Raw genomic sequence first — 16029 nt, forward strand, 5'->3', positions numbered from 1 at the left:
TGATCATGCACAATTCGATTCAGCAATCTATTCTGCTTAGCCTGATCTTAATTTTGGCTGCTCACATGCTGTTTAGCCCTGTGGCATTGAGTGTCATTTTCGGACTCATGTTGTTGCTGTTGTATCTTCACTATAAAAACAAGACAGCGCGTATTTCTAAAGTTTGGACTTATGGATTGACCTGTTGTGCCTTAGCCAGCATTTATTTGAGTTATAAAAGCCTGATTGGTGTAGAGGCAGGGGTTGCCTTATTAAGCACCTTTTTGTTTGCCAAAGCTTTAGAAAGTCATACTCAGCGCGACCTGATTATTTTATTTAATTTTGCGCTTTTTGTGAGCGCCAGTTCATTTTTATACAGCCAAAGCATGTGGATGACCGTGTTGGTCATTCTATGTTTAATCAGTTGTTTAATTGGGTTATATCGGATTCAAAAAAGTGCATTTTCAGATTATGCGTCGCGTCATTCGAGCAGCCAAGATGCAAAGCATGACCTTAAAAATGTCGCCAAGTTTATCGCATACGCTTTGCCATTCTTTTTATTATTGTTTTTATTCTTTCCACGTTTACCGCCATTGTGGCATGTACCTATTCCTGATGCCAAAGGCGTGACAGGTATTAGTGACACGATGTCACCGGGCGATATTGCCGAATTATCACAATCTTCTGCTTTGGCATTTCGTATTGTGGGGAATATGCAGCAACTGCCGCCACGTTCAAAACTATATTGGCGGGCGATGGTACTGGATCAATATGATGGTCGCACATGGACAAGCAATTTCAGCAATCAACAACCCGTTCAGGCAGCACAATTACAGCCAGAGCAAGTCGATTTTCAGTATCAATATATTGCAGCAGATCCACGTGTACAGTGGATTATGGCGCTGGAAAAATCTGTACCGAATCAACACGGCTATGTGTTACGCCGTGATTGGAGTATGGTGCCACAGCGTCAAAATGGTCGGATTCAACCGATTGCTTTGCAGTGGGTTGGGGAATCTGCACGTATTCAAGGGGATGATGCACAGAACGAGCGTTATCGACGCTTTAGCCAGCGTTTAAATGTTCAGGTACAGACGCAATCTGACCCAAAAGCTCAGCAATTTGCCCTGCAGATGTTTGCTCAAAGTCAGCAACAACCTGAACGCTACGTGCAGAATGTATTGCAGTGGTATCGCAATAATGGCTTTAGTTATACCTTAAAACCTGGAATGCTCGGACAAAACCGAGTCGATGAATTCTTGTTTCAGAGTAAGCAAGGTTTTTGTGAACATTATGCCTCAAGTTTTGCCTTATTGATGCGTTATGTCGGGATTCCAGCGCGTGTAGTCGTGGGCTATCAGGGTGGGGAACTTGCACCCGATGGACAAAGCTGGGAAGTACGACAGCAAGATGCACATGCTTGGACAGAAGTGTTGCTCAATCAACAATGGGTACGCATAGACCCGACAGCCATCATTGCACCTCAACGTATAGATGATGGTATGCAAAACCTAATGGCAGATGATCGGGCCGTTTTGGGTGCTGACACACAAATGTGGCAATACCAACATTCTAATTTTATTCGTTCTTTACGGGTGTGGAGTGATTATGCAAGTTATCAATGGCAAAGCAAGGTCGTGGGTTATGATGCCGAGTCACAGCGTCACTGGTTTGGACGCTTAGGGCTGCACTCAAACTATGCTTTGGCAGCGGTGTTGGTTTCAAGTATTCTCATGATCTTAGCAGGGTATTTTGGCTGGATTTTTTGGAAAAAACGTCAGCAAGGTTCTCGCATAAATCGTGCCTTAGACAAATTTTCTAAAAGATTGCCCGCTCAGTTGCAAAAACAGGATGCAGAAACAGTGAGTGTGTGGATGCAGCGTTTAGCAGCGCAGGTAGATGCAAATGAACAAGAGGCATTTAAGCGTTTAGGCGTGTGCTATCAACAATATTCTTATGCGCCTGAACATGACCGTGTTTCAGAGCAGGTGTTTTTTGATTTGCTTAAAACTTGCTCGGATGTGTTGAAAAAACACAGAAAGGACTTGTCTTAAAAATCAAAACTGAATATGATGCGAAGCACTTTAGGCGTATAGCTCAGTTGGTTAGAGCGCTACGTTGACATCGTAGAGGTCTCCAGTTCGAGTCTGGATATGCCTACCAATACATTAAAATTATATGTTGTTACATAACTTCATATAAGTAATAAAGCTCTGAATTATAACGATTTAGGGCTTTTTTATTGCTTTTCTTAAAGATACATAAATTCGCTTATAGTTTAAAAATATGTACACAGTGGTGTACACATGTAAGTTTTCGGCTTATTTTGCACTAGAGCTTTGAAGCCTCTTTCCACATTTCATTTGTGCACTGATTCGTGAGCGAGAACATGGCACCATTGAGCATTTAATGGTTATGCCAGTCACGGTTTTTGAAATTATGCTGGCAAAGGTTTTATCGATGAGCCTTGTGGTGCTTTTAGCAGCTTTTTTAGGCTTAAAAGTAGTGGTGCAGGGGGCATTACAGGTACCCATAGAAGGAAGTTTGCTGTTATTTTTCTTTGGAGCCTTGCTGACCTTATTTGCAACAACCTCAATGGGTATATATATGGCAACCGTGTCTAAATCGATGCCGCAATTCGGTTTGCTGATGATGCTTATTCTGATTCCCTTGCAAATGTTGTCTGGGGCAAGTACACCACGAGAAAGCATGCCAGAAATTATTCAAAATATCATGTTGATTGCAACGACAATGCATTTTGTAACATTGGCGCAAGCAATTTTATACCGAAATGCAGGATTGGATGTGGTCTGGCCTTCCTTTCTATGGTTAATCGCAATTGCAACAACATTTTTCTATGTATCTTGGAAACGTTTTAAAAATACCATTCATACAATGGCTTAATGTAATAGATTGAGTTTGATCGCTGAAGCACAAATTTTGACTGGGGCGTATTAAGAGTTACACCGCGCATAATTTTTGCTAATATGTATGAAAATTGTTCAATAAAAGTAAATGACATGAAACACATTCTTGTGCCAGTTTTGGTGGTGTTGGTCGTTTTATTAGGTTATCTCGTTTACTTGGAAGAGGAAACGCGAAAGCAGGCAGAACTGAACCAAGTTTTGACTGAATCTGCAAATTTATCGCTAGAAAAAACAGAAGCGGCTACACCACAGATTTTGCAAGTCACAGAATAAGCGTAGAAATCTCTAACATGTTGTGTGGTAATTGCTTTATTCATCACACTTTTGTGTGCTTCACTTTATCGTAAAATTTTATCTTTAATTCAAAAAACTAGAATTTTAAAAAAATCCCTATGGTATAATTTGCCAATTGAAACTGCTTCATCACAACTCAAAGGCATTACTTTTGAGAGTGACTGAAGTAAAAAAAGATGAACAAAGCTGCATAAAATTTATGCGGCTTTTTTATTTAGCATTCCGAATTTTTGATTTTGATAAAATCAAATGCTTGATTGTGAATTAAGTTTATCTTTTTCATGTAATTTTACATGCTCATTGGGCAAATCCATTGCCGCAACTGACACAGGCTTTTAAGTGCTGACTTAAAATTGTGTCATGCTGCAAATTCAGTTTATTTACAGGGGCTAGGTCATGACGACTCCTAATCCATCCTCAGCGGGAATGCTTGAGCGCTTATTCAAATTAAGCGAAAACAAGACCACATTCCGTACCGAGATTTTGGCGGGTGTAACCACATTCTTAACCATGTGTTACATCATTATTGTCAATCCGATGATTTTATCTGAAACAGGAATGGATCATGGAGCTGTCTTTGTCGCCACCTGTTTAGCCGCAGCTATTGGCTGCTTGGTGATGGGAATTGTTGCCAATTACCCAATCGCACTCGCACCAGGCATGGGGCTAAACGCCTATTTCACTTACTCGGTTTGTTTAGGCATGGGTGTGCCTTGGCAAACGGCTTTGGCTGCAGTTTTTGTATCAGGGATTATTTTCATTGCCATTAGCATGTTTAAAATCCGTGAAGCCATTGTTAATGCCATTCCCATGTCATTAAAATTAGCCATAGGCGGTGGTATTGGTTTATTCCTTGCTTTAATCGCGCTTAAAAATGCTGGTGTTATTGTCGATAATCCTGCGACTTTGGTGGGCTTAGGTGACTTAAAACAACCCACTGTACTTTTAGCGCTATTGGGGTTTTTAATGGTGGTGGTGATGCATCACTTTAAAGTGCGTGGTGCAATTATCATCAGTATTTTGGTGCTAACTGCGATTTCAACAGCTTTAGGTTTAAGTGAATTTAAAGGAGTGGTTGGTGAAATTCCATCTATTGCACCTACTTTTATGCAAATGGACTTTGAAGGTCTATTTACAGCAAGTTTAATTGGTGTAATTTTCGTATTTTTCTTGGTCGATTTATTTGACTCCACAGGCACTTTAGTGGGTGTTTCACACCGCGCAGGCTTATTACAAGATGGCAAATTACCTCGTTTGAAAAAAGCGCTTTTTGCCGATTCTTCTGCAATTGTTGCAGGTGCGGCATTGGGTACATCTTCAACAACGCCGTATATTGAATCATCTGCAGGTGTTGCAGCGGGTGGTCGTACAGGCTTAACCGCAGTGATTGTTGGCTTGTTGTTTATTGCCTGTTTGTTCTTGGCACCACTTGCGCAATCGGTACCAGGTTTTGCGACTGCACCTGCCTTGTTATTTGTGGGTGTGTTGATGATTCAAGGCATTGTGCATATTGATTGGGATGACATCACCGAAGCCGTGCCTGCATTCTTAACAGTCGTGTTCATGCCATTTACTTATTCTATTGCCGATGGCATCGCTATGGGCTTTATTAGCTATGCGCTGATTAAACTACTCACTGGCAAAGCCAAGTCTGTACCTTATATGGTGTGGATTATTGCTGCACTTTGGGCATTAAAATTTGCCATGTTTGGCGGTTAATATTCTTAAACTGAAAAGGGGTGTAAACTCAGTTTGCACCCTTTTTTATTTTGATCAATTTTTTAATATTCTCCCATAAAATAGCAAAAAGGACAGAACATGAATCAACTTGAGCTAATCTGTGCATTACCTAAAGCAGAATTGCATGTGCATATTGAAGGTACTTTTGAACCTGAATTGATGTTTGCCATTGCGCAGCGCAACCAAATAGACATCCCTTATCAGTCCGTAGAAGAAGTCAAACAAGCATATAACTTTCATAACTTGCAGTCTTTTTTAGATATTTATTATGCAGGCGCACAAGTGTTGGTGCATGAGCAAGATTTTTACGATTTGGCTTGGGCATATTTTGAAAAATGTGTTGAAGACCGTGTGGTACATACCGAAATGTTTTTTGATCCGCAAACCCATACCGAGCGTGGTGTGGCATTTGCAACCGTGATTAATGGCTTACAACGTGCTTGTGATGATGCGCAAACAAAATTAGGCATCAGTTCAAATTTAATTATGTGTTTCTTGCGTCATTTAAGCGAAGATGCAGCATTTGCCACACTTGAACAGGCTTTGCCTTATAAAGATCAAATTATCGCAGTGGGTTTGGACTCAAGCGAAGTTGGACATCCACCTTCAAAGTTTGAACGTGTCTTTGCCAAAGCACGTGAAGCAGGCTTTTTAGTCGTGGCACATGCAGGCGAAGAAGGGCCAGCCGAATATGTTTGGGAAGCATTAGATTTACTGAAAGTAAACCGTATTGATCATGGTGTGCGTTCTGAAGAAGATCCTGTATTAATGCAACGTCTAATTGCAGAGAAAATGCCGCTCACGGTCTGTCCATTGAGTAATTTAAAGCTATGCGTAGTGGATGATATGGCACAGCACAACATCCGCCGTTTATTGCAGCAGGGTGTTAAAGTGACAGTTAATTCAGATGATCCATCTTATTTTGGTGGTTATATGAATGATAACTTTGTTGCTATTAGCCAAGCTTTAGATTTAAGCAATGCTGAATTAAAACAATTGGCGGTTAATTCTTTTGAAGCTTCATTTATTTCGGCTGAAGAAAAGCAAAAATGGATTGAGCAAATTCAAGCATTGGGATGAGTTAAACTGAATTTAGATTAGCTTAGACTACAAAAAAGCAGCTTAATTTAAGCTGCTTTTTTGTGGGAGAACGATTTGAATCGCTTTAAACTCAAGCTTTAAAAATTATTTACCTTGTTGCGTCATACTACGCAATACATCGTCTTTATCTATAAAGTGATGTTTAAGTGCTGCAAGCATATGCCCAACCACCATTGCCCCTGCAAACCATGACAAATAAGTATGCACAGGTTTAACAATTGCTAATAGTTCGGGGTTCTTATCCACCAAGGCTGGAATTTCAAATAAATACAACACAGGCACAGGTTTACCCACGCTCCAGCTAAACAAACAGCCCGTGATTGGAATCGCAATCAGCATAAAATACAGACCTAGATGTCCTAAATGCGCTAGTGTTTTCATCAACGGTGACATGCTGTCAGGCAGTTGTGGCGCAGGGTGGGTGTAACGCCAAAATAAGCGAATCACCAATAAAAATAATCGCCATGAGCCAATGTAAAACTTGTGCGGTACGGGTGTAATATGAAGTGGAACTGTTCATGTTGTATTTCAGGCGAATAGTGTGCTTGCATGCTAAACAACAGCATGTAGCGAAAAAAGTATCCACCTGCAACGGAGTGTTGAAAATCTGCGACGCTGCAAAAAAATAGCGTTCTTGAGGGAACGAGCATATTTTTTGCTGCTATTGCGTTATGAGTCAGTCATTTAGAATGACTAATTTCCTGCCTCATGCTTTATATCGGCTAAAAAACGTTGCGAGATATATCTCTCATGTCGCAAACATAGAAGAATTATCAACAGCCTCTAGCCTAAGCACTTGAATGTAGAAATTGCAAAAAGCTATTCCTTCGCCAAACAAGTTTAGGCACAATAGCGGCATTGTTTCACCCAAATGACTTGAATATTAAATACAGGAAATATCCATGAAAAAACTACTCGCTGTATTGGCACCTATCGCTTTGGTTTTATCTGCATGTACCACCACTACAGGTACTACTACAGGAACGACAACTGCACCGACAGCAACTCAACAATTGGGTATGGCGGCGATTAAAATTGCAATTAATGCCAAGTGTGTGACTGAATTAAACAACATTCCTGCATGGCACACTGCGACACGTGTTATGACACCAACGCAAAAGCAAAATGTTCAAGCGGAAATTTGTGGTTGTGTTAGTGAAAAAGCACCACAAAATGTGACTGCAGTAGATTTAGCCACTGCAGCAATTGACCCTGCTGCACGTGCAACCATTGTGAGCAATGCAGTATCTCGAACCATTAATGCATGTGTGGCAGAAGCAGTAAGATAAGTTTTACCGATTCTGTAAAATTAAAAATGGTGCGTTGTGACTCGCATCGTAAGATAGGCTGAAGATTTCAGCCTATTTTTTCTGGAAAAAGATGATGAAAATTGCAGGTGTAGATGAAGCAGGGCGTGGGCCTTTAGTGGGTTCTGTTGTCGCTGCGGCAGTTATTTTAGATCCGAATAACCCGATTGAAGGTTTAAATGATTCTAAAAAACTGACAGAAAAAAAGCGTGAAAAGTTATTTGTTGAAATTCAGGAAAAGGCTTTGGCTTGGGCAATTGCAGAAGCATCTGCAGCCGAAATTGATGAACTGAATATTTTGCAAGCGTCGTTATTGGCGATGCGTCGTGCGGTGGAAGCCTTATCTATTCAACCTGAGCATGTCTTAGTCGATGGCAATAAAATTCCGCAGGGTTTAGCGATGTCTTGTGATGCCGTTGTTGGGGGAGATGCATTACATGCAGAGATTTCGGCAGCCAGTATTTTAGCTAAAGTGGCGCGTGACCGTGAAATGGTATTGCTTGATCAAGCATTTCCACAATTTGGTTTTGCCAAACATAAAGGTTATCCAACCAAAGCACATTTTGAAGCCATTGCACAGCATGGCGTGATTGCGGCACATCGACGTAGTTTTGCACCTGTGCGTAAAGCTTTAGAATTAATGGAAAACTCACAGTAATTTTCATGCAAAACTTGTGCTGAGTTGCCTGTAAAATAGTCTTTACATGCTTCGAATCAGCGAGCAACTCTGAAATGATGCGAGTTTTTAAAAAGCATTCAGCAGAAAAATTTAAAGCGGCAAATGAGCCGCTTTATATTCAATTACCTTAATCGTTTAACGATTAAAGTCATTTTGCGAGTAGTTATCTTCTTCAAATGAAGGTTGATAATCTTGATCTAAATGTTGCAAATGCTCATGCATGGCACGCTCGTGTTGAATACGTTGATAGATTTCTTCACGATGAACCGATACTTCTTTCGGGGCATTTACACCAATACGAACTTGGTTACCTTTGACACCAAGCACAGTCACGCTGACTTGGTCCCCAATCATTAATGTTTCTCCGACACGTCGGGTCAGAATCAGCATGTTTATCTCCTTGCAAAATGCTAAACCTGCATTGATTTTTAAAGCAATTTAAAAGTCACAACCAAATAAAAACCAGTAAATTTTAACGGAACGTATCATTATTTATTTTATAAGATACAGCGCTGCCAAAATTTATGAAAGCATATTGCTCAATATAACAGAGCCACTATAAAAAAAACTATAGTGGCTCTATTTTTTTGTACTTTTTCGCAAAATTTGTCAGACAATTACATTTTCTGACAGGGGCGTATTAAGCGCGTGCGCTAGACTCACCGCTTTCACGATCTAGACCAAATACAGTGTGTAAAGTACGTACTGCAAGCTCTAAATAGTTTTCTTCAATAATGACTGAAATTTTAATTTCAGAAGTAGAAATCATGAGAATGTTAATGCCTTCATCTGCAAGGGCAGTAAACATTTTGCTTGCAACACCTGCATGTGAACGCATACCTACACCAACGATAGATACTTTCACGATGTCACCACGTGTAGCGACTTCACGTGCACCAATTTCTTTGGCAGTTGCTTCAAGAATTGATTTTGCTTTGGCAAGTTCGCCACGGTTTACAGTAAAAGTAAAGTCGGTAGTACCATCTTCTTCTACGTTTTGGATGATCATGTCAACTTCAACATTGGCAGCGCCAATAGGTGACAAGATTTTAGATGCAATACCTGGCTCATCAGGCACACCTAAAATAGTTAATTTTGCTTCGTCACGGTTAAACGCGATACCTGAGATGATAGGTTGTTCCATGTTGTCTTCCAATTCAGTAGTAATGAGTGTGCCGACATTTTGTTTAAAATCTTCGTCGAATGCGCCATCATTGTCATTATCAAAACTTGATAATACACGTAAAGGTACTTGGTATTTACCTGCAAATTCAACCGCACGAATTTGCAATACTTTAGAACCTAAAGAAGCCATTTCTAGCATTTCTTCAAAAGAAATACGATCTACTTTTTTGGCTTTTGGTGCAACGCGTGGGTCTGTGGTGTAAACGCCATCTACGTCAGTATAAATTTGGCATTCATCGGCTTTCAATGCAGCAGCAAGCGCAACGCCAGAAGTATCAGAACCACCACGACCTAAAGTAGTGGTGTTACCTTCAGCATCAAAACCTTGGAAACCAGCAACCACAATCACACGGCCTGCGTCTAGGTTTTCAGTTAACACGTCAGTATTAATCGCTTCAATACGTGCTTTGGTAAATGCGCTGTCAGTTTGAATACCAACTTGGCGACCAGTTAGTGATTTTGCCGCAACGCCAATAGAATTCAGCGCCATCGCTAACATCGAAATCGTCACCTGTTCGCCTGTAGACACCATTTGGTCTAATTCACGCGGATCAGGGGTTTCGGTAATGGCTTTCGCGAGAGCGAGTAGGCGATTGGTTTCGCCACTCATGGCAGAAACGACAACCACTACTTTGTGGCCATGATCATGCCAGCGCTTCACACGACGAGCAACATTTAAAATGCGCTCGGGAGTACCCATTGAGGTACCGCCATATTTTTGAACGATTAGTGCCATAGTTGTTCCATATAAGCCATGACCCTGAATTTACCTGCTCAGGGTCAGTTACACAAAAAGTGAGATTATTTTGCCGCAAGCCAAGCAGTTAAACCTGCCATCACCGTTGCAAAGTTCTCGTTAAGTGGCGCGCCACCTTGTGCCAAATCAGGTTTACCACCACCTTTACCACCTAGTTCTGTAGCCAAGTGTTTGATGATGTCTCCTGCTTTAATCGTAGCAGTAAAGTCTGGTGCAACAGAAGCGATTAAGCTGACTTTATCGCCTTCTACACCTGCAAGTACAATCACTGCTTGGTCGAGTTTGGATTTTACACCGTCGTGCAAATTACGCAGTGATTTTGCATCCATATTTTGTACAGTGGTAATGAGCGTGGTACGTCCAGCAAGTTCTTGTACTTGACTTAAAAGTTCAGCTGCTTGGAAGTGCGCTAATTTTTGATTGAGCTGTTCAATCTGCTTTTGAAGGCTAGATGTTGTATCGACCAATGTATTCACTTTTTCTAAAGTTTGGTCTTTTTGTGCTTTCAACAAAGCATTGATGCTGTTGATATCGCGTTCAGTTTTTTGAACGGCTTCAACGGCTTTGCTGCCTGTAATTGCTTCAATACGACGTACACCAGCTGCAACACCACCTTCAGAGATGATTTTGAACAGACCAATATCACCTGTACGTTTCACGTGAATACCGCCACAAAGTTCAATGGAGAAGTTTTTATCTTCAATGATTGAACCCATAGAAAGTACGCGAACTTCATCGCCATACTTTTCACCAAATAGCATCATTGCGCCTTTGGCTTTGGCTGCTTCAATATCCAGTAATTCAGTAGAAACTGCGGTATTGGCAATGACTTCTGCATTTACCAAACGCTCAATTTCTTGCAATTGTTCAAATGACACAGGTTGGTCATTGGCAAAGTCAAAACGTAAAATATCAGAAGCAACCAACGAACCTTTTTGCTGTACGTGTGCACCTAAAACTTGACGTAGGGCAGCGTGCAATAAGTGTGTTGCAGAGTGGTTGCGTGCAGTAGCTTCGCGGATGTCTGCTTTTACAATCGCTTCCACCGCTTGCGCAGCTTTTAAACTGCCCATGGTGACAATACCTTGATGAACAAAGGCACCGCCAGATTTTTTGGTGTCTTGAACTTCAAAAATACCTGTTTCGTTTTTGAATAGACCTGTATCGCCAATTTGACCACCGCTTTCTGCATAGAATGGGGTTTGGTTAAGTACGATTAAAGCTTCATCGCCTTCAACCACTTCATCGACTTGTTCGCCATCTTTATAAATAGCCACAATTTGACCCTGACCAGTTGTTGAGTCATAGCCATCAAATTGAGTTTCACCTTCAACTTTTACAATTGAGTTGTAGTCAACTGCAAATTTACCTGCATCGCGTGCACGTTGACGTTGCGCTGCCATTTCAACTTCAAAGCCTGCTTCGTCAATGGTCAAGTCGCGTTCACGTGCAATATCTGCCGTTAAATCTGTTGGGAAGCCGTAAGTGTCATATAGTTTAAATACCACTTCACCAGGAATGACCGAGCCTTTAAGCTGTGCCAATTCACCCTCAAGCAATTTCAAACCTTGCTCAAGCGTTTTGGCAAATTGTTCTTCTTCTTTCAGTAATGCTGCTTCAATACGCGCTTGATTTGCTGCAAGTTCAGGATAAGCTTGACCCATTACTTCAATTAAAGGCTGAAGCATTTTGTGGAAGAATGAACCTGTTGCGCCAAGCTTGTTGCCGTGACGTACTGCACGACGAATAATACGACGCAATACATAACCACGACCTTCATTCGATGGATTCACGCCATCGGCAATTAGGAAGCAGCAAGAACGAGCGTGGTCAGCAACTACTTTGAGTGAAGCAGGGTAGTCTACAGGCTTGCCAGTTTGCTGTGCAGTTACTTCAAGAGCAGTCGTGTCTAAACCAATAATCTGTGCTGCATTTTTGAGTAAGTGCTGGAACAGGTCAATTTCGTAGTTTGAATTCACATGTTGCAATACTGCAGAAATACGCTCCAAGCCCATACCTGTATCTACAGAAGGTGCTGGAAGCGGGTGTAATACACCATCTGCAGTGCGGTTGAACTGCATGAATACGTTGTTCCAAATTTCAATGAAACGGTCGCCATCTTCTTCAGGTGTGCCTGGTAAGCCACCCCAGATATGATCGCCATGATCATAGAAAATTTCAGAACAAGGGCCGCAAGGACCTGTATCACCCATTGCCCAGAAGTTGTCTGAAGCATATTGGCCGCCTTTGTTATCGCCAATACGGATAATACGAGAAGCATCTAAACCAATTTCTTTGTTCCAGATGTCAAATGCTTCATCATCGGTGTGGTAAACCGTGGCATATAAACGGTCTTTTGGTAGCGCTAACCATTGTTCACTGGTTAAAAATTCCCAAGCAAATTTAATTGCATCACGTTTGAAATAATCACCAAACGAGAAGTTACCTAACATTTCAAAGAAAGTATGGTGACGTGCGGTATAACCCACATTGTCTAAATCGTTATGTTTACCGCCTGCACGCACACATTTTTGTGACGATACAGCACGTACATAATCACGTTTTTCTAACCCAAGGAAACAGTCTTTAAACTGGTTCATACCTGCATTGGTAAATAACAGGGTTGGGTCATTGGCGGGTACTAGAGAACTCGATGCGACACGTGTATGCCCTTGCGATTCAAAGTAACGCAAAAATGCTTCACGAATTTCAGCTGATGTCATAAAACGAGTACTCACAACCAAGTCACTCCATAATTTCCGATTGGGCTAAACGCAAGACAGTCTGACAAAAATAATTCTTTTGCTGTCATGCAGGCTTAAAATTTTAAAAACGCCAAATTATAACGGAAAAAGCCATTATCACCAATCATTTTAGTGTGAATAGATGACAATTCTGACGCAAACTTGGTTGCGATTACGCAGAATAAATCTTTGCAATAGAAGATGATGAACATTTACATTCAAAATAAGCGTTTACTGTAGGTCACGGAGTATGCCGAACTGCCATAAAGTAGAATACAAAATTTAAGAAAACGTAAATGTAAGCTAGAAAGTCAAAGCTGATATTTTTGATTTGCCGAATTAAACAACAAATTGCGTGAAAATTCGCAGAATTGATCTGATTTTTTTCAGTAAGGCCTCAAAATCTATTAACATAGTCTGTGCTTAAATTTTGATTTCATTATGAAAGGATCGGTCATGCAACGAGTGGCAATCAATGGCTTTGGTAGAATCGGGCGCAATGTGCTGCGGGCTTGGTTTGAAAATCCCAAAGACTTTCATTTTGAAATCGTCGCCATAAATGACATTGCCGATGTAGAAACCTTGGTTCATTTATTTAAATACGACAGTACCCATGGTCGTTTTAAAGGGCAGGTGGAAATTAGCCTTGAAAATGAACAGATTTTTTTGAATATTTCTGCAGGTTTGGCGCAATTAAAAGTTCAGGTGTTGAATCAGGCTCAACCTGCACAGTTGCCGTGGCAAGCTTTAAATGTAGATGTGGTATTGGAATGCACAGGGTTGTTTCGTTCCCGCGAGGCGGCAACGCAGCATATTACTGCGGGCGCCAAACGTGTGATTATTGGCGCTGCACCATTCGATACTGTAGATGCTGCGATTGTTTATGGTGTCAATCATCACGAAGTCAAAAATACTGACCAAATTATTTCCAGTGTGTCTTGCACCACGCAGGCTTTAGTACCACTGGTTAAAATTATTGATGACGCTTTTGGAATTGATACCGCATTAATGACTGAAATTCATGCAGTCACAGCCGATCAAACTGTATTGGATCAGGCGCATCGCGATTTACGTCGTGCGCGTGCATCAGGACAAAATATTATTCCTACAACTTCTTCTGCCCTAGGTGCTTTAAAACAAGTCATGCCAAAAATGGCAGATCGGATTGATGGTTACTCGATTCGTGTGCCGACCATCAATGTTGCAGCCATTGATTTAACTTTTATTTCTCAGTCGCCAATTACGGTGCATAAATTGAATCAGGTGTTGTGTGCTTCGGCAGCGCATGATTATGCCGAAATTATGCAAGTGACCGATGAGCCTTTGGTATCGAGCGACTTTAACCATTCACCTTATTCTTTAATTGTCGATTTAAGTCAAACCATGGTCGTGGGTCATCAAGCCAAAGTTTTTGCGTGGTATGACAACGAGTGGGGTTATGCCAACCGTTTACTAGATTTGTGTGAATCTTTTAGTCAGCGGGCGGTGTAAGCGGCTACTTTTTAAGACATATACAAAGTGTGAAAAGCGTGTAATAGTGATGACAGATTTTACACTTCGTATTCACGGTTAATTCACTGATTGATATAACAAAGTTTGCATAGAAAATTTGAATAGAGTAGTGGCATGATGATTATTTTATTGTGGGGATTTATTTTTTTGCTGGCACTTGCTGTCATTTTTCTGATTTGGTTGCAATTTAAAAATCAGGCAGACAGCAGCAGCGACGTGCAACATCAACAGCAAGTCGAGCAAAAAGTATTACATTTAGAAGAGCATCTAAAAAAGACGTTGGAGATCATGCAGGATTTGGCTAAAAAGATGCAGGTTCAGCAAGATGCGCTAGATAAAACCGTGCAAAAAACCGCACAGCTTGAAATGCAAAATGCTGAGTTGGTCAGTTTATTGGCAAAGGCGGTGAAATCAAATCAGGACTTTTAAATGATGGCTTTGAAAGATGTGGTGTATTCATATTTTTTTACCGCATATTTCAGAAAAAGTCAGGTGCATGAGCAAAAGTATCATGCTAAACTAGGAGAAATCGGGTGTGCTCCCGATTTTTTTATGCGGATTCGTTCCGCGCAAACAAGAATTTAGGTTTACAACATGCCCATTTCAGAGACATGGTTATTACCTGATGGTGTAGCTGATGTATTACCAGAACAAGCGCAAGTGATTGAAAGCTTGCGTCGTAAGTCACTGGATTTCCTCGCATCTCGAGGTTATCAGTTGGTGTACACGCCATTCATAGAATACATTGAATCTCTATCTTCTCTTTCAGAATCGAATCAAGATTTAGACCTTGCCACATTTAAAGTGATCGACCAACTTTCAGGTCGTTTGCTGGGTGTTCGTGCCGATATGACACCACAAGTGGCGCGTATTGATGCGCATGTACATCCTGTAGATGGCATTGCACGTTACTGCTATGCAGGTACGGTTTTACATACCAAACCACAAGGTTTTAATACCACACGTGCACCATTGCAATTGGGTGCAGAGTTATTTGGTTCAGACAGCATTGATGCCGATGTAGAAATGGTTGATCTGATGCTCAGCTTGCTAAAAGAAGCAGGTTTGGCAGAAGGTGTGCATTTAGACTTGGGTCATGTCGGCTTGTTCCGTAGCTTGGTTAAACAAGCAGAATTAAGCAAAGCCACTGAACGTCAATTGTCAGATTTATATCAGCGTAAAGCATTGCCTGAATTGGCAGAATTTACCCAAGATTTAAATTTCGGTTCAGATTTTTATGCTTTAGGTCGCTATGCCAGTGATTTAACCGCTTTGCAGGCTCATTTAAGTGCTGATGTGTTGGAAAATACCGAATTTAAGCAAGCGTTTGAAGCCGTGAAAGCAACACAAGCTGAAATTCAGGCACGTTGGCCAAACTTGCATATTGGTATTGATGTGGTTGAGCTGCGTTCTTATCACTATCACACAGGTTTAATGTATGCAGTGTATGCGCCAAATCGTGCTGCACCATTGGCACAAGGCGGTCGTTATGATGGCATTGGTCAGCATTTCGGACGTGCGCGCCCTGCAACAGGTTTCTCTTGTGACTTGTTTGTATTAAGTGCAGGTCGTTTTGAATCATCGTCTGTTGTTGTTGCGCCTAAAGGCTCACAACCTGATTTAATCGCGGCTATCCAAAACACACGTGCGCAAGGCTTTAGTGTAATTCAATTGTTGGGTAATGATGATTTAAACTCGGTTCCATACGCAACGCACCAATTGGTTCTTGCAAATGGTGAGTGGACAGTCGAAAAAATTTAATCGCCAAGGCATGTTTCATGTTACAGGTCTTGGTTTTCAATTT

Annotated in this window: 12 protein-coding genes, 1 tRNA gene and 2 pseudogenes; 11 read left to right on the forward strand and 4 right to left on the reverse strand. The window is 41.2% G+C overall.

All coding sequences use genetic code 11. From position 1 onward, the window contains the following. The first annotated feature begins 5 nt into the window (after positions 1 to 5). The 6 genes and pseudogenes from FTV41_RS04550 to FTV41_RS04575 all read left to right on the forward strand — a co-directional run bounded on the left by FTV41_RS04550 (position 6) and on the right by FTV41_RS04575 (position 6020). The gene (locus tag FTV41_RS04550) at positions 6 to 2033 is read left to right on the forward strand and encodes a DUF3488 and transglutaminase-like domain-containing protein (RefSeq protein WP_179996194.1); all 2028 of its coding nucleotides are present in this window, start codon (positions 6 to 8) and stop codon (positions 2031 to 2033) included. Between the two features lie 32 nt (positions 2034 to 2065). Continuing rightward, positions 2066 to 2142, forward strand: a tRNA-Val gene (locus tag FTV41_RS04555). Positions 2143 to 2346: 204 nt separating this feature from the next. Then, positions 2347 to 2883 (forward strand): annotated as a pseudogene (locus tag FTV41_RS04560) (ABC transporter permease); the annotation flags it as partial. 116 nt (positions 2884 to 2999) lie between these two features. Beyond that, positions 3000 to 3179 carry a hypothetical protein gene (locus tag FTV41_RS04565; protein WP_179996195.1) on the forward strand — a complete coding sequence of 60 codons (180 nt, stop codon included), beginning with the start codon at positions 3000 to 3002 and terminating at the stop codon, positions 3177 to 3179. Positions 3180 to 3596: 417 nt separating this feature from the next. After that, positions 3597 to 4919 carry an NCS2 family permease gene (locus FTV41_RS04570; RefSeq protein WP_179988410.1) on the forward strand — a complete coding sequence of 441 codons (1323 nt, stop codon included), beginning with the start codon at positions 3597 to 3599 and terminating at the stop codon, positions 4917 to 4919. Positions 4920 to 5018: 99 nt separating this feature from the next. Continuing rightward, positions 5019 to 6020 (forward strand): adenosine deaminase, encoded by a 1002-nt coding sequence (locus FTV41_RS04575; protein WP_096901064.1) that lies wholly within the window; start codon positions 5019 to 5021, stop codon positions 6018 to 6020. 105 nt (positions 6021 to 6125) lie between these two features. Here the strand turns inward: FTV41_RS04575 and FTV41_RS04580 are convergent. Next, positions 6126 to 6561: pseudogene (locus FTV41_RS04580) on the reverse strand (cytochrome b). 382 nt (positions 6562 to 6943) lie between these two features. On the opposite strand from FTV41_RS04580, the gene FTV41_RS04585 reads away from it, so the two are divergent. After that, positions 6944 to 7330, forward strand: a complete 387-nt coding sequence (locus FTV41_RS04585; protein WP_004971594.1) for a hypothetical protein — start codon at positions 6944 to 6946, stop codon at positions 7328 to 7330. 94 nt (positions 7331 to 7424) lie between these two features. Next, positions 7425 to 8006: a ribonuclease HII gene (gene rnhB / locus FTV41_RS04590; RefSeq protein WP_004971591.1), complete on the forward strand. Its 582-nt coding sequence runs from the start codon at positions 7425 to 7427 to the stop codon at positions 8004 to 8006. A 156-nt stretch (positions 8007 to 8162) separates the two neighbouring features. Here the strand turns inward: rnhB and csrA are convergent, their stop codons facing one another. The 3 genes from csrA to alaS form a co-directional block, all read right to left on the reverse strand. Continuing rightward, positions 8163 to 8417 carry a carbon storage regulator CsrA gene (csrA, locus tag FTV41_RS04595; RefSeq protein ID WP_004971589.1) on the reverse strand — a complete coding sequence of 85 codons (255 nt, stop codon included), beginning with the start codon at positions 8415 to 8417 and terminating at the stop codon, positions 8163 to 8165. Between the two features lie 250 nt (positions 8418 to 8667). Next, positions 8668 to 9948 carry an aspartate kinase gene (locus tag FTV41_RS04600; RefSeq protein ID WP_004971586.1) on the reverse strand — a complete coding sequence of 427 codons (1281 nt, stop codon included), beginning with the start codon at positions 9946 to 9948 and terminating at the stop codon, positions 8668 to 8670. A 65-nt stretch (positions 9949 to 10013) separates the two neighbouring features. After that, positions 10014 to 12707, reverse strand: a complete 2694-nt coding sequence (alaS, locus tag FTV41_RS04605; RefSeq protein ID WP_179996196.1) for an alanine--tRNA ligase — start codon at positions 12705 to 12707, stop codon at positions 10014 to 10016. Between the two features lie 462 nt (positions 12708 to 13169). On the opposite strand from alaS, the gene FTV41_RS04610 reads away from it, so the two are divergent. The 3 genes from FTV41_RS04610 (at position 13170) to FTV41_RS04620 (ending at position 15986) form a co-directional block, all read left to right on the forward strand. Then, positions 13170 to 14204 (forward strand): type I glyceraldehyde-3-phosphate dehydrogenase, encoded by a 1035-nt coding sequence (locus FTV41_RS04610; protein ID WP_004971581.1) that lies wholly within the window; start codon positions 13170 to 13172, stop codon positions 14202 to 14204. Positions 14205 to 14339: 135 nt separating this feature from the next. Then, entirely contained in the window at positions 14340 to 14654 is a 315-nt protein-coding gene (locus FTV41_RS04615; protein WP_004971580.1) for a hypothetical protein, read from the forward strand. Between the two features lie 165 nt (positions 14655 to 14819). Further along, complete coding sequence (locus FTV41_RS04620; RefSeq protein WP_096901061.1) at positions 14820 to 15986, forward strand: ATP phosphoribosyltransferase regulatory subunit; 1167 nt, start codon at positions 14820 to 14822, stop codon at positions 15984 to 15986. Positions 15987 to 16029: the final 43 nt, after the last annotated feature.

Origin of the sequence: Acinetobacter sp. YH16051, from assembly GCF_013417135.1 — a bacterium.
Classification (GTDB): domain Bacteria; phylum Pseudomonadota; class Gammaproteobacteria; order Pseudomonadales; family Moraxellaceae; genus Acinetobacter; species Acinetobacter towneri.